General features: G+C 35.0%; 13 protein-coding genes. 6 read left to right on the top strand and 7 right to left on the bottom strand.

Annotation, left to right across the window (positions count from 1 at the left end; translation table 11 throughout):
- Positions 1 to 372 precede the first annotated feature (372 nt).
- From thrS to ACFO5O_RS03425, 6 genes are all read left to right on the top strand, one after another.
- Entirely contained in the window at positions 373 to 2,316 is a 1,944-nt protein-coding gene (gene thrS / locus ACFO5O_RS03450) for a threonine--tRNA ligase (protein ID WP_387960984.1), read from the top strand.
- Between the two features lie 28 nt (positions 2,317 to 2,344).
- Complete coding sequence (infC, locus tag ACFO5O_RS03445; protein WP_119029237.1) at positions 2,345 to 2,893, top strand: translation initiation factor IF-3; 549 nt, start codon at positions 2,345 to 2,347, stop codon at positions 2,891 to 2,893.
- Between the two features lie 64 nt (positions 2,894 to 2,957).
- A complete protein-coding gene (gene rpmI / locus ACFO5O_RS03440; RefSeq protein ID WP_102754533.1) occupies positions 2,958 to 3,155 on the top strand; it encodes a 50S ribosomal protein L35 in 198 nt (65 codons plus the stop codon).
- Positions 3,156 to 3,262: 107 nt separating this feature from the next.
- On the top strand, positions 3,263 to 3,607 hold the full coding sequence (rplT, locus tag ACFO5O_RS03435) for a 50S ribosomal protein L20 (protein WP_387960982.1): 345 nt from the start codon (positions 3,263 to 3,265) through the stop codon (positions 3,605 to 3,607).
- 127 nt (positions 3,608 to 3,734) lie between these two features.
- Positions 3,735 to 6,986, top strand: coding sequence for an amidohydrolase family protein (locus ACFO5O_RS03430; RefSeq protein ID WP_387960980.1), 3,252 nt, complete (start codon positions 3,735 to 3,737; stop codon positions 6,984 to 6,986).
- Between the two features lie 62 nt (positions 6,987 to 7,048).
- Positions 7,049 to 7,822, top strand: a complete 774-nt coding sequence (locus ACFO5O_RS03425) for a TSUP family transporter (protein ID WP_387960978.1) — start codon at positions 7,049 to 7,051, stop codon at positions 7,820 to 7,822.
- Positions 7,823 to 7,829: 7 nt separating this feature from the next.
- Here ACFO5O_RS03425 and ACFO5O_RS03420 read toward each other — a convergent pair whose 3' ends face one another.
- The 7 genes from ACFO5O_RS03420 to tgt form a co-directional block, all read right to left on the bottom strand.
- Positions 7,830 to 9,014 carry an asparagine synthetase B gene (locus ACFO5O_RS03420; RefSeq protein ID WP_387961003.1) on the bottom strand — a complete coding sequence of 395 codons (1,185 nt, stop codon included), beginning with the start codon at positions 9,012 to 9,014 and terminating at the stop codon, positions 7,830 to 7,832.
- Positions 9,015 to 9,170: 156 nt separating this feature from the next.
- Positions 9,171 to 10,193 carry an AI-2E family transporter gene (locus tag ACFO5O_RS03415; protein WP_387960976.1) on the bottom strand — a complete coding sequence of 341 codons (1,023 nt, stop codon included), beginning with the start codon at positions 10,191 to 10,193 and terminating at the stop codon, positions 9,171 to 9,173.
- Between the two features lie 77 nt (positions 10,194 to 10,270).
- Positions 10,271 to 11,812, bottom strand: coding sequence for a replicative DNA helicase (gene dnaB / locus ACFO5O_RS03410; RefSeq protein WP_387960974.1), 1,542 nt, complete (start codon positions 11,810 to 11,812; stop codon positions 10,271 to 10,273).
- A gap of 167 nt (positions 11,813 to 11,979) precedes the next feature.
- Complete coding sequence (locus ACFO5O_RS03405) at positions 11,980 to 12,933, bottom strand: acetyl-CoA carboxylase carboxyltransferase subunit alpha (protein ID WP_387960972.1); 954 nt, start codon at positions 12,931 to 12,933, stop codon at positions 11,980 to 11,982.
- A gap of 135 nt (positions 12,934 to 13,068) precedes the next feature.
- Complete coding sequence (locus ACFO5O_RS03400) at positions 13,069 to 13,989, bottom strand: DMT family transporter (protein WP_387960970.1); 921 nt, start codon at positions 13,987 to 13,989, stop codon at positions 13,069 to 13,071.
- Positions 13,976 to 15,052: an LptF/LptG family permease gene (locus tag ACFO5O_RS03395; RefSeq protein ID WP_387960968.1), complete on the bottom strand. Its 1,077-nt coding sequence runs from the start codon at positions 15,050 to 15,052 to the stop codon at positions 13,976 to 13,978. The genes ACFO5O_RS03400 and ACFO5O_RS03395 overlap by 14 nt, the downstream gene beginning before the upstream one ends.
- A 3-nt stretch (positions 15,053 to 15,055) precedes the next feature.
- Entirely contained in the window at positions 15,056 to 16,186 is a 1,131-nt protein-coding gene (tgt, locus tag ACFO5O_RS03390) for a tRNA guanosine(34) transglycosylase Tgt (protein WP_387960966.1), read from the bottom strand.
- Positions 16,187 to 16,209 lie beyond the last annotated feature (23 nt).

Genomic DNA, 16,209 nt, shown 5'->3' with positions numbered 1-16,209 from the left:
ACCCCTTAAGCGGGTGCAAATATAAAACCCTTTTTTTATTCCCACAATACTTTACCAATCTTTTTTGAAAAAGTTTTTTCAAACCTATTATAACAACCAATAAAATATCACAATGAACTTTTACCAACACAGCATCTAACCGTTTTAGCGGCTGCAAATATACAACCCTTTTTTTCTTCCAAACAAAACTTTTTATCCCTTTTTTTAAAGTATTTTTTTGAATACTGAATTACAGCATTTTATACGTCTCATTTAATTCATTAAGCGTCATTAAAACCAAAATTAAATGATTGTTGAATTCGTACATATATATATTGTAGGAGTGTTATTATCGTACTATCTTTGTCAACTGAAATTTAGTACATAATATAAATGATTAATATTACCTTACCAGACGGAGCTGTTAAAACCTTTGACAAAGGAGTGACTCCAATGGATGTTGCAAAGCAAATAAGTGAAGGGTTTGCCAGAAATGTTATCTCCGCAAACTTTAACAATACTACTATTGAAACTTCAACACCATTAGTTAAAGATGGTTCTTTAATATTATACACTTGGAATGATGATGACGGCAAAAAAGCATTTTGGCATTCATCAGCCCATATTTTAGCTCAAGCTTTAGAAGAACTATATCCGGGAATTAAGCTATGGGTTGGACCAGCCATCGAAAATGGATTTTATTACGATGTAGACATGGGCGAGCATACCATATCTGAAAAAGATTTTAAAGCCATAGAGGATAAAATGTTGGAGATCGCTAGAGGAAAACATGATTTTAATATGAGATCTGTTTCTAAAGCAGAAGCGTTGTCCTATTATAATGGAGTAAATAATTATAAAGTAGATCTCATTGAAAATTTAGAAGACGGTACCATTACGTTTTGCGATCATTCTGCTTTTACTGATTTATGTAGAGGTGGCCATATCCCAAATACTAGCTTGGTAAAAGCTGTGAAGATAATGAGTGTGGCTGGAGCTTATTGGAAGGGGGATGAAAAAAATAAGCAACTTACAAGAGTTTATGGTATTTCTTTTCCGAAACAGAAAGAATTAACCGAGTATTTAGAACTATTAGAAGAAGCTAAAAAACGTGATCATCGTAAATTAGGCAAAGAGTTAGAATTATTTACATTCTCAACTAAAGTTGGACAAGGATTACCACTATGGCTGCCAAAAGGTGCTGCGTTAAGAGAACGATTAGAAAATTTTCTTAAGCAAGCGCAAAAAAAGGCGGGCTATGAAATGGTAGTAACTCCTCATATAGGTCAAAAAGAATTATATGTCACCTCTGGACATTATGCCAAATATGGAGCCGATAGTTTTCAGCCCATTTCTACACCAGCAGAGGGAGAAGAGTTTCTTCTAAAGCCAATGAACTGTCCGCATCACTGTGAAATTTATAATACCCGTCCATTTTCGTATAAAGAATTACCTAAACGCTACGCCGAATTTGGCACAGTTTATAGATACGAGCAAAGTGGTGAGCTTCATGGTTTAACTCGCGTTAGAGGATTTACTCAAGATGATGCGCATATTTTCTGTACTCCGGATCAACTAGACGCCGAATTTAAAAATGTTATTGATTTGGTTCTTTATGTATTTGGTTCACTAGGTTTTGAGAACTTCAAAACACAAGTATCAGTAAGAGATCCTGAAAATCCAGATAAATATATAGGAAGTGTTGAAAACTGGGAAAAAGCCGAGCAAGCAATTTTAAATGCGGCAATTGACAAAGGACTTGACTATGAAGTTGTAGAAGGTGAAGCAGCCTTTTATGGTCCAAAACTAGACTTCATGGTTAAAGATGCATTAGGAAGAAACTGGCAATTGGGTACTATTCAGGTTGATTATAATTTACCAGAGCGTTTTGAACTCACCTATAAAGGTAGTGACAATGAATTACATAGACCAGTAATGATTCACAGGGCACCATTTGGAAGTATGGAACGTTTTGTAGCTATTTTATTAGAACATACAGGTGGTAATTTCCCTTTATGGTTAATGCCCGAACAGGTCATTATTCTCTCAATTAGCGAGAAATATGAAAAATACGCCGAAAAAGTTTTAAATTTGTTAGAAAATAACGAAATTCGCGCCCTCGTTGACAACCGTAATGAAACTATTGGGAAGAAAATCCGTGAAGCGGAGATGAATAAAATCCCATATATGATTATAGTTGGGGAAAACGAGGAAAAGGATCAAAAAATAACTGTACGCCAACATGGTGGTGAAGATTTAGGGCTTTTAAGTGTTGAAGAATTCACAACAATTGTTGACCAACAGATTAAAAAAACATTGAAAACCTTTAAAAATTAAGTTTAACTAAAATATATAAGCCATAGCAATACGTAGAAACAGAAACTATTCTAAGCGAGTAGAAAAAGAGGATCAACACAAAATTAATTCGAAAATTAGAGCCGAAAAGGTCCGCCTTGTTGGTGATAATGTTGAAATGGGTGTATACCCAACTAAACAGGCTTTAGCCATTGCAGACGAGCAAGGGTTAGATCTTGTTGAGATTTCACCAAACGCAGAACCTCCTGTTTGTAAGGTAATGGATTATAAAAAGTTTCTTTATGAACAAAAGAAACGAGATAAAGCTTTAAAGGCAAAAGCTACTAAAGTAATTGTAAAAGAGATACGATTTGGCCCACAAACCGATGATCACGATTACGAATTTAAAAAGAAGCACGCCGAAAAGTTTTTAAAAGATGGAGCAAAGCTTAAAGCTTTTGTATTTTTTAAAGGTCGCTCTATTGTATTTAAAGAGCAAGGACAAATTTTATTATTAAAATTAGCTCAAGATCTTGAAGAATTTGGCAAAGTAGAACAAATGCCACGATTGGAAGGTAAACGTATGACCATGTTTATTGCTCCAAAAAAAGGAAAATAATTAAAAGCTGAAATAATTTCAGTTTAAAGATAATAAGCGAAACGTAAATTAAAACTAGGAGAAAATGCCTAAAATGAAAACTAAATCGAGTGCTAAAAAACGTTTTAAACTAACGGGCACTGGTAAGATTAAGAGAAAGCACGCTTTTAAGAGTCATATTTTGACTAAAAAATCTAAAAAGCGTAAGCTTGCTTTGACTCATGATACTTTAGTACATAAGTCAGACGAAGATAACGTTAAAACCATGTTACGTTTAAAGTAATATAAGTTTTAACCGGTTAAAACAAATTATAAACCCTGGAGTTAGGCAAAACAATTTAGCAAGTATCAAACTATTTGATCGCCTACTACAAAAAAACAATTTAAGAAATGCCAAGATCAGTAAATTCAGTTGCGAAAAGAGCCAGAAGAAAAAAGGTTCTTAAGCAAGCCAAAGGTTACTTCGGAAGACGTAAAAACGTCTGGACAGTAGCAAAAAATGCGGTTGAAAAAGCGATGCAATATTCGTACAGAGACCGTAGAAACAAAAAAAGAACATTTCGTGCTTTATGGATAATGCGTATTAACGCAGGTGCCAGACAACATGGAATGAGCTACTCAAAGTTAATGGGTAAATTAAAAGCTAACAATATCGAATTGAACCGTAAAGTTCTTGCCGATTTAGCGATGAACAACCCAGAAGCTTTTGAAGCTATTATAAACAAAGTAAAATAAGGCGTTGGCCTAAATAATAACAACAATTCGCTTATAAAAATCCGATTCTAATGAATCGGATTTTTTTTATGCGCATCTTTCAATTAATATATTTATCTTTCTTCTCAAATTTAAAAAACCTCCAATAATGAATCGTTTTTCTATTCTTTTGCCCCTATTCCTTTTTATTACTTTTAATTCATTCAGCCAAGATAAAGAAGCCAAGTGGGATGTTTCAAATCCAAGTGGCGATTGGGACTTTAAAACATTAGAGCTATCAACTACTGAAGGAACATGGATGAATTTGGATGTAAGTCCTGACGGAAAATCTATCGTTTTCGATATGCTTGGCGATATTTACAAATTAGACATCTCTGGCGGAAAAGCTCAAGTGTTACGAGAGGGTTTGCCCTTTGAAGTACAACCGCGTTTTAGTCCAGACGGTAAACAAATATCGTTTACAAGTGATGCCGGTGGTGGTGATAACATATGGGTTATGAATGCTGATGGCAGTGATGCCAAACAAGTTACAAAGGAAGATTTTAGGTTATTGAATAATGCAGTTTGGACGCCTGATGGTAATTACCTCATTGCTCGCAAACATTTTACTTCAGGACGATCTCTAGGTGCTGGTGAATTATGGATGTATCATAAAACTGGAGGCACTGGAATACAACTCACCAAAAAGAAAAACGACCAGCAGGACGTTAATGAACCAAGTCTTTCACCTGATGGCAAGTATCTCTATTACAGTGAAGATGTATATCCAGGTGGCTATTTTCAATACAATAAAGATCCTAACAGTCAAATTTATGTTATTAATAGGTATGACATGGTTACAGGTGACATAGAGCGATTAACCGGAGGTCCTGGAGGAGCTGCAAGACCACAGATTTCTCGTGATGGTAAGAAATTAGCCTTTGTAAAACGTGTAAGGGAAAAATCGGTTCTATATCTACATGACTTGGAAACAGGTGAAGAATGGCCAATTTATGATGAGTTGAATAAGGACCAACAAGAAGCATGGGCAATTTTTGGTGTCTATACTAACTTTAACTGGATGCCAAATAATGAAGAAATTGTGATTTGGACTGGCGGAAAAATCAACAAAATAAATATCAATTCTTCAAAAGTTACTAATATTCCATTTCAGGTGGACGCTAAAATTAAAATTGCAAAAGCCGTTGAGTTTGACACTCCTGTCGCTCCTGATACTTTCGAAGCAAAGGTAATTCGGCATGCTGTGACATCTCCAGATGAAAAAACCTTGGTCTTCAATGCGCTGGGTTATTTATACACTCAAAAACTGCCTAACGGAACGCCTAAACGCTTAACCAACGGCACCGATTTTGAATTTGAACCTGCATTCGCTCCTAATGGCAATGAAATTGTATATGTCACATGGAACGATGAAAACTTAGGAGCTATTTATAAAGTTTCAGTAAACGGAGGCACACCAACAAAGATTTCATCCAAAAAAGGAATTTATAGAAATCCTTCATTTGCCAATGATGGCCAGCAAATTGTTTATGTCAAAGAAAACGGAAATAACGAGCAAGGGAGAACGTTCGACAAAAAACCTGGAATCTACACCATGAACACCAACGGTTCAAACGTTAAGTTTGTCTCCAATGAAGGAGACTACCCTATTTATAGTGCCGATAATTCTCGAATCCTTTATCAAACTGGTGGAACGTTTTTTGGTAATTTAACTAAAGAATTAGTGAGCGTTGATTTAAATGGATTTGATGAACGAACATTGGTTAGCTCAAAATATGGAAACAGATTAGTGCCTAGCCCAGACGGTACGTGGTTAGCATTTGTGCATTTACATAAAGTATATATTGCTCCAATGCCTAAATCTGGACAAACTTTGGACATGACTGATAAAACTAAATTTGTTCCAGTATCTCAATTATCAAAAGATGCTGGTATTAATTTACACTGGTCGAAGGATAGCAAAACATTACATTGGACTTTGGGTAATACTTATTTTTCAGCTGAAGCAAAAGAAGACGCTAAAATTGTTGAGGAAGGAATCAAAATAAAATTAGAAGCAAAAACTGATAAGCCTGATGGTGTGATTGCCTTTAAAGGAGCACGACTTATAACCATGGAAGGCGATCAGGTTATAGAACAAGGAACAATTATTGTAAAAAATAATAGAATTGAAGCCATTGGAGCCACAGGAGATATTACTATTCCTTCCAATGCAAAAGTTTATGATGTCACTGGTAAAACCATTATGCCCGGAATTATCGATGCACATGCACATATTGGAGGTTTTCGTTATGGATTAACAACCCAAAAACACTGGCAATTTTACGCTAATCTAGCATATGGAGTTACTACAGCTCATGATCCATCTGCACACACTGAAACTGTTTTTGCATTGTCAGAATTATTAAAAAGCGGTGGTTTGGTAGGACCTCGACTCTACTCTACCGGATTTATTTTATATGGTGCTGATGGCGACTTTAAAGCTGTTATCAATAATTTGGACGATGCACGTTCATCAATTCGTCGTACAAAAGCTTTTGGTGCACTATCTGTTAAAAGTTACAATCAACCAAGGCGTGAGCAACGTCAGCAAGTTTTACAGGCTGCAAGGGAAGAAGGCATTTTTGTTGTTCCCGAAGGCGGTTCAACATTTTACCACAACCTAACCATGGTTATTGATGGTCATACTGGAGTTGAGCATAATATACCTGTTGCACCAGTTTATAAGGATGTTTTGGAACTTTGGGGAAGTAGTAACACTGGATATACACCAACGCTCATCGTTAATTATGGAGGCTTAAATGGCGAATATTATTTTTATCAAAACACCAATGTCTGGGAAAATGAAAAGCTACTAAAATACACGCCAAGAGGGATCATCGATTCTCGTTCAAGACATCGCACTATGGTTCCTGATGAAGAATATAAAAATGGACATATTCTTGTTTCTGAAACAACAAAAGCATTGAGTGATGCTGGTGTAAAAGTCAATTTAGGCGCTCATGGTCAATTACAAGGTCTAGGTGCACATTGGGAACTTTGGATGTTTCAGCAGGGTGGAATGACCAATCATGAAGCTCTAAAAACTGCAACCATTAATCCTGCCAATTATATAGGTGCTGGAAATGACATTGGTTCATTAAAAGCTGGAAAGTTAGCTGATTTAATTGTTATGGATAAAAATCCTTTGGAGGATATAAGAAACACCGAAAGTATTATTTATACCATGGTTAACGGACGTTTATACGATACTGAAACCATGAATGAAATAGGTAATCGACCTAAAGCACGCAGTAAGTTTTATTGGGAAAACAAAAAATATAATGAAGCATTCCCTTGGCATGAAGAAAGTCAAAGCTTTACAAGAGAAGCTTGTGGTTGTCATGTTGGTTCACATTAATTAATTCTTAAAATCACCATCCAAAATTAATATCTTGAGTGGTGAAATTTCATCTTTAGTTTATGGAATATGTCATCATTTGTCTAGTAGCGCTTTTAACCTCCATTCTAACCTTTTTTTCTGGTTTTGGTTTGGGTACTATATTGTTACCGGTATTTGCACTTTTTTTTCCTATAGAATTAGCCATTGCTCTCACAGGAGTCGTTCACTTCTTCAATAATATTTTCAAGCTAATATTAGTTGGGAAAAATGCGAGTAAATCGGTGTTAATTCGATTTGGGATTCCTGCTGTTCTTGCAGCATTTATAGGAGCAAATCTTCTTATAAATATTACTGAATTACAGCCTTTATTCACTTACACGCTAGGTTCAAAAACCTTTGAAGTTACACCGGTTAAATTAGTTATTGGAATTTTGCTGATAGTTTTCGCCATAATGGAATTAACACCATTTTTCAATAAGTTGAAATTTGGTAAAAAACAATTGCCAATTGGCGGTTTGTTAAGTGGATTTTTTGGTGGCTTATCCGGTCATCAGGGGGCTTTAAGGAGTGCCTTTTTAATTAACGCCGGTTTAACAAAGGAAACATTTATAGGCTCGGCGGTTGTGATTTCCTGTTTTGTAGATTTTTCAAGATTATCGGTTTATTCTACACAAATTTTTGAATCTGGTTTAGACCAAAATATAAGTTTAATATTGGCAGCTACATTATCTGCGATACTAGGTGCAATTATTGGAAATAAATTACTTAAAAAAGTAACTCTCAAATTTATACAGAAGTTAATTGCAATATTATTAATTGGAATTGCATTAACCTTGAGTTTAGGAATTATTTAAAACAAAATTATGTTTTTTGTTTTTTCTTTTTAGCAGCAGGAAATAAAACATTATTTAAAATAAGTCGATATCCAGGTGACCTTGGATGCAGGTCCAACTCGGTTTTTGGGTCTCCTACCTTATGTGTATAATCTTCAGGATCATGACCTCCATAAAATGTAAAAAATCCTTTACCGTTGATGCCATGTATATATTTAGCTTCACCATTGGTCTTATTTTCGCCCATCACCAGCACATTGGCTTTTATTTCATCACGTGCAAATGAGGTGGTTTGCCCCATAAATCCTTTAACCAAAGCAGTATGATTCTGTGTTAACATCGTGGGAATCGGATCCCATTTGGCTGAATACTCCATCAACGTAAAATAATCAGTTGTTTTAGGAATACGACGTCTTTGTGTCATATCAATTGAAGAGAATTCATAAACATTTGGATTACGCTCTAAAATAAAATCCTTAAAAGCGAAGGTTTTACTATAGTCAATTTTATTCTGATAACCAGGATCACTACCATCGCCATCAAACATAGGCTCGCATATATCAACTCCTTCAGCCGATAATGCAATGTCAAAACTATCTGTTGCGCTACACATGGCAAACATAAACCCACCTCCTACTACGTATTCCTTAATTTTTTTTGCAACTGCTAATTTTTCTTCAGACACCTTACTGTAACCCAATTTTTTAGCTAATGCTTCGGCAGATTTCTTTTCTTCTATATACCAATTTGCGGCTCTATACGCTCTATAAAATTTGCCGTATTGTCCAGTAAAATCTTCATGATGCAAGTGTAACCAATCATACAGTAACAGCGCATCATTCAAGACTTCTTCGTCATAGATAGTTTCGTAAGGTATTTCGGCATAAGTTAATACCATAGTTACGGCATCATCCCAAGGCTGTAGTCCATATGGTGTATATACAGCAATTTTAGGTGCTTTTTCTAATACCACAGCTTCCATATTTTGCGATGGACTACTAATGAGTTCTAATATTTCCTCGGCTTTGGAATTAGACAGCACTTCAAATGAAACACCTCGAATTTGGCATTCACGACGAATATCTTCGGCATCTGGTAATAAAAACGATCCGCCTCGATAATTAAGTAGCCATTTAACTTTAAGTTGTTTTTCCAAGGTCCAATAGGTTACTCCATAGGCTTTTAAATGATTCTGCTGGCCTTCAGCATCCATAGGAATTAAGATATAGGATGCAAAGGAATTAATTGATATAAATAGGAAACCAATAAGTAGTAGGACCTTCTTCATAGTTGAAAGATACTTAAAAATTATTCCCATTGAAATTGTTTTAAGGGAATTTTAAGGAATGTTTTTAATCACATTCCCACTCTACCCTTTTCCTGAAAGCAAACTTGCAATATTCTTAGTGCTAGGGAACTGCTCTAAAATAATTTTGATAAAAACCGTTATTGGAATCGCCATGATGAGCCCTGGTATGCCCCATAAAAAGCCCCAAAACATGAGCATCACCAATACGGTAATGATGTTTATGGAAAATGATTTCCCCATGAATATAGGTTCTAAAATGGCGCCGAATAGCACTTGAACTCCTGTTATCGAGAGCATAAACACCAATAAAGTACTGGTCGTTTCCATTTCAACAAAAGCAAATATAGAAAGTAAGATTACGGCAATAAATGATCCTACCATTTGAACAAAATTAATCACGAATGCAAAAAGACCCCAAAAAATCGGGAAGCTGACGTCAAAAAATACGCAAGCTAGTCCTGTTCCAATTCCTGTAAGTAAACTCACAAAAAACTTAACTTTTATAAAGGTGATCAAATCCTTCTCAATCTTCATAAAGGTTTTGATGGAAGCATGCTTTTGCTTTAAAATGGTAGTGTTTAATACTTTTTGAACATTAATGGATTCAGCTAACCATAGTACAACAAAGAAAGCGGTCATTAGAATAGTGGTTAAAAACTTTCTTATAAAATCTAAAACAGAACCTATGTTCTCTTTTCCCAATAGTTCAGAAATCAATTGACCGTCTTTTTTGATTTCCATGCCAAAGGTATCTTGTAAATACAGTTTTAAAGCATTTAGTTTTACTTGGGCTTCATCAAAAAATACGGTGTCAGAGTTTACAATTTGTCTACTCGCCAATTGTATCAATTCAATCCCTAAAAATAGTCCAAGCGCAATTAAAAGTATAACAATTATAATGCTAAAAACTCTTGGGACCTTACGTTTACCTAGCCAACGCATCAGGGGTAAAAATAAAAGCGCAATGAACATTGAAAATATTAAGGGAATGAAAATAAAGGATAATATTTTCAATAAATAGAATACCAAAGGTATCACTAGTATGAGTAGTAAAATGTTGGTAGTTCGCCTTTGATCTAACATAAAGAGTTCTTTTAAATAGCGATCAAAGTTAATGTAAAATGTATGATCATTTTGTTAAAAGCAACTTAAGATTTCAATTAGAACGGAACATCATTGTCCTCATCCTCTGGCACATCAAAAGCGTCAGTTGCTGATGGGAAGTTGTCAGGCTTAAATGTATCATCATTTGCTGCTGCATTCATTTTAGAATGGAACTCGTTTCCAAATGGGGTATCAAAATCATCTAGGTTATCAAACTTACCTAGATGACCAATGAATTTCAACCTAATATTATCTAATCCACCATTTCTATGTTTGGCAACAATAAACTCCGCCTGACCTTCGGTAGGCGAACGGTCTTCATCATCCCATTCTTCTATTTTGTAATACTCAGGTCTGTAAATAAAGCTCACAATATCGGCATCCTGCTCAATTGCTCCAGATTCACGTAAGTCAGATAATAACGGGCGTTTACTCCCGCCTCGCGTTTCAACAGCACGAGATAACTGCGATAATGCAATTACAGGAACACTAAGTTCCTTTGCCAAGGCTTTAAGATTACGAGAGATGGTTGAAATTTCCTGCTCACGATTTCCACCTTTTTGGCTTCCACCAGCCGTCATTAACTGTAAGTAGTCAATCACAATTAGTTTAATACCATATTGAGATGCTAAACGCCTTGCTTTTGCACGTAAGTCAAAAATGGAAAGTGATGGCGTGTCATCTATAAATAAGGGTGCTTTTTCTAGAGTCTTCACCTTCACGTTTAATTGTTCCCATTCGTGTTTTTCAAGCCTTCCTGTTCTCAATTTTTCAGAAGACAATCCTGTTTCACTAGAGATTAAACGTGTAATTAGTTGCACCGAAGACATCTCTAAAGAAAAGAACGCTACTGGTATATCTTGATTCACAGCTATGTTTCTAGCCATAGACAAGGTTAATGCCGTTTTACCCATACCCGGACGTGCAGCCACAATAATGAGGTCACTTTCTTGCCATCCAGAAGTCAATCGATCTAATTTTGTAAATCCGGAAGGAATACCACTCAAGCCTTCTTTATTGGATATATCTTCAATTTTCTTTTTTGCTTGAATTACCAAACTTTGAGCGGTCTCGGTAGATTTTTTGATATTACCTTGTGTGACTTCATATAATTTAGCCTCGGCATTATCTAATAAATCGAAAACATCTTTAGTTTCATCGTACGAATCTTCAATAATTTCATTAGAAATTTTAATCAAACTTCGTTGAATATACTTTTGTAAAATGATACGCGCATGAAACTCAATATGTGCAGATGAAGACACTCTTTGTGTCAAAGAAATAAGATAAAAATCACCTCCAACTAATTCTAGCTTGCTCTCTTTCTTTAATTGACTCGAAACCGTTAATAAGTCGACTGGTTCACTATTTTCGAATAATTTGAAAATGGCTTCAAAAATATGTTTATGGGCATCTTTGTAAAATGCATCAGGACTTAAAATGTCGATGACTTCATCAACACCTTTTTTATCTATCATCATCGCGCCCAATACAACTTCCTCTAAATCAATAGCTTGTGGAGGTATCTTGCCTTTTTCTAGGCTTATAATGGTACTCTTATCGACTTTATAGCCTTGTATTTGGTTGGGTTGCTTCATATCTGCGAATGTAAAAAAATTGTTAAGACGATTCGTCGATTTACAAATTTCAATCTTAACAAGTCTTCAACAATTTAACTGTTAATAACTTAAATATATTGTTAATAGTGATAAAAAAAACCGAAGTTATACACTTCAGTTTTTTTTAAAGCTTGATTCAATAAGGGCTAACCTTTATATACACCCATATGGGCATATTTATCCATACGTTTATTTACCAAATCTTTTGGTGATAAGTTTTTTAATTCGTCATAACTTTTTACAATAGCATCTCTAACAGTTGCAAAGGTCGTTTCACGATCAGAATGGGCTCCGCCTAGTGGTTCTTTTATAATATCATCAACTAATTTTAACTTCTTCATGTCTGGAGCAGTTAGCTTTAATGCCTCGGCAGCCTGCTCTTTATATTCCCAGCTTCGCCATAATATGGATGAACACGATTCTGGTGAAATAACCGAATACCATGTATTTTCAAGCATTAGAACTCTATCTCCTACGCCTATACCTAAAGCACCTCCAGATGCGCCTTCACCAATAATAACACAAATAATAGGCACTTTAAGGCGAGTCATTTCTAAAATATTTCTTGCAATGGCTTCTCCTTGTCCTCGTTCTTCAGCTTCAAGTCCAGGGTATGCGCCTGGAGTATCAATTAAAGTGACTACAGGGATGCCAAATTTTTCAGCCGACTTCATTAAGCGCAAGGCTTTACGATAGCCTTCTGGATTTGACATACCGAAATTTCTATATTGTCTGGTTTTGGTGTTATATCCTTTTTGCTGCCCAATAAACATATAGCTTTGGTCACCTATTTTTCCTAGACCACCAATCATGGCTTTATCATCCTTGACATTTCTATCACCATGGAGCTCCAGAAAAGAATCACCACAAATGGCTCTAATATGATCTAAAGTATAAGGTCTGTTTGGATGTCTGGACAACTGGACGCGCTGCCATGCTGTAAGGTTTTTGTAAATGCTTTTTTTGGTTTCAATTAGTTTTTTCTCGATCTTCTTACAGGTTTCGGTAACATCAACGTCACTTTCTTTACCTATAACTTGACATTTTTCTAATTGTTCCTGAAGTTCTTTAATTGGAAGTTCAAAATCTAAATATTCCATCGAAACTTAAGTTTAATTTTAGTTAGTGTACAAACCTACATATTTTTTTTCTTATAAAAAGCTGAATTAAGAATGAAAAATAAAATAAGTGAACCTTCAAATACGGGGTATCAAATTTACTATTTTATCTATAAACTATAAAACTTTGGGAGTGTTAGTTTTAGACACTACTTTACCTCCCCTTTTAGAATTTTTTAAAATGCCATCTAATAACACAGTAGATAAAATGAGTATCGCGCCAAGGTAAAATTGAACGCTCATCGTTTCAGTTTCTGGAAAAAGTATAAGGGCTAATAAAATACCATACACAGGTTCTAAATTATAGGATAATACCACAGTATAAGGACTCAAATAACGCATTACATTCACTGCACCAATAAAAGCATATGCAGTACATATGGATGCTAAAATAAAGAGATAAATCCAATCATTTAATGACAGCACAAAAAAGGAAGCATTAAAACCGTCCTTAAATATCAACAAGAAGATACTAATAAAAATTACACCGCTGAAAAACTCATAAAAAGAGATAACTGAAGCTCTGTAAGTTCTAACAAACATCCCATTTAAAACAGCAAAAAATGAAGAAAATAATGCTGATGCAATGCCTAGCAAGATTCCGTTAATATATTTAATTTCGCTTTGGGTAATTAGAAAAACACCTAGTATGACAATAATTCCAAAAATGATTTCATACCAAACAATGCGTCTTTTAAAAATCATAGGTTCTATAAATGAAGCGAAAAAAGCGCCAGTTGAAAACATCGCCAAGGTAATGGACACATTTGATTGATTAATGGCCTCAAAAAATGTAATCCAATGTAGAGCAATAATTATTCCCGCTACAAAGAATTTGAACTTGGTTTTCAAACTGATTTTGTAATCAATCTTGACTAGTTTAAGATAGAAGAACATTAGTATTCCTGCCATGAGCATTCTATACCAAACTAATGGGATTGAACCAATTGAAATGAGTTCACCTAAAATAGCTGTAAAACCTGCAATAAATACTAAAAGGTGAAGATGTAAATAGTTGTTGAGTTTAGCGTTTGGCATTGTATAGCAGATATATGGCTAAAATACCAAAAACTACATTAGGAAACCACACGGCAATTAGTGGTGAAAAATCGGATTGTTCTGCCATCACTCCAAAGACCTTGTCAAAAAACACATATATCATAGCAATAGTAATCCCAAAAGCAAGGTTGATTCCCATCCCTCCTCTTCGTTTTATAGAAGACACCGCTACTGCAATAATGGTTAATATATATACCGCAATTGGTAAACTCCACTTTTTATATTTAACCACTTCATAACGTCCAATATTTGATGAGCCTCTTTTCTTTTCCTTTTCTATAAAATTGTTGAGTTCCTTATACTGAAGAGTTTCAGCAATGTATTCAACAGGGGTAAGATCATCCAAATCAAATGCAAATGTGGTATCAATACGTCTTTGAATATCCAAAACATCACCGTCCTCACCAATTGTACGTTTTACATAGGTGGTTAATCTATAGGTTGAATCCTCTTCAATATATCTTATATTATTGGCCGATATTTTATATTTAAGCACATTGTCTTCAAAATGCTCTAAAGTGAAGTAATTCCCATTTTTGTTTTTGACATCAAAATTACTTACATAGATATAATCGTTTTCATTCAGCTGTCTAAAAACATCAGTGGTTTGGTTTATTTCTTTTTTGTTGCTTAAATATTTATATACAAATTGGTTAAACCCTTTACTGGCCATGGGTGCCAAATAAAGTCCCATCACTAAAGCGAGTGCAGCTATTATAGTAGCACCAATCATATAAGGTCTTAAGAAACGTGAAAATGAAACACCTGAACTTAAAAAAGCAACGATTTCAGTATTATTAGCTAGTTTGGATGTAAACCATATTACCGATAAAAACAAAAATATTGGAAACAGTAGATTGGCGAAATATATTGTGAAGTCTAAATAGTAGAGTGCAACTGCAGAGAAAGGCACTTCTTTTTCAAGGATACGTCCTATTTTTTCCGCCAAATTAACTGTAATTCCTATAGGAATAAACAGTAAAAGCATCATCAAAAATGTAAATAGATATCGCTTTAGTATGTACCAGTCTAATATTTTCATGTATTACAAACGCTTATCCATTTGTTTGACCATTTTGTCTTTCCAAGTCCTGAAATCTCCTGCTAATATATGTTTTCTTGCTTCTCTAACCAACCACAAATAAAACCCAAGATTATGTATGGTTGCTATCTGTGCACCTAGGCGTTCATTAACACTAAACAAATGACGTAAATAGGCTTTGGAATAATCGGTGTCTACCCAAGTCATATTAGATTCGTCTATTGGGGAAAAATCAGCTTCCCATTTTTTGTTTTTAATGTTTATAGTTCCATGAGCTGTGAACAGCATTCCATTTCTGGCATTTCTAGTTGGCATTACGCAATCAAACATATCAATCCCTAACGCAATATTTTCAAGAATATTGATTGGTGTACCTACACCCATGAGGTATCTCGGCTTATCTTCTGGTAAAATTTGACATACCACGTCGGTCATGGCGTACATTTCCTCTGCGGGTTCCCCAACCGACAAACCACCAATGGCATTTCCTTCTGCACCAGCATTGGCTATATATTCAGCCGATTCTTTTCTTAAATCTTTATACGTACTACCCTGAACTATTGGAAAAAAAGTTTGACTATAACCATATTTAAAAGGAAGCTTTTCTAAATGATTAATACATCTGTCTAACCAACGATGTGTCATGTGCATAGAACGTTTGGCATAATGATAATCGCACGGATAAGGGGTACATTCATCAAAAGCCATGATAATATCGGCGCCTATACTGCGCTGAATTTCCATAACATTTTCTGGGGTAAAGGTGTGATAACTTCCATCAATATGGGATTTGAATTTTACACCTTCTTCCTTTATTTTTCGATTAGCCGATAGTGAATACACTTGATAACCTCCAGAATCGGTCAAAATATTACGATCCCAATTCATAAATTTATGTAAGCCTCCTGCCTGTTCTAAAATTTGGGTTTGAGGTCTTAAATATAAATGGTAGGTGTTTCCTAATATGATATCAGGATTAATATCATCTTTAAGTTCGCGTTGATGTACACCTTTAACCGATCCTACAGTTCCTACAGGCATAAAAATTGGAGTTTCGATCGTACCGTGATCGGTAGTAATCGCTCCTGCCCTGGCTTTACTTTGAGAATCTTTTCCTTTTAATTCAAATTGCATAATCAAAAAATCATCAGTCGGCA

Origin of the sequence: Geojedonia litorea (assembly GCF_042654525.1) — a bacterium.
GTDB lineage: Bacteria > Bacteroidota > Bacteroidia > Flavobacteriales > Flavobacteriaceae > Geojedonia > Geojedonia litorea.
Note: the sequence above shows the minus strand (reverse complement) of the source record. Positions and strands in the feature narration are given on the sequence as shown.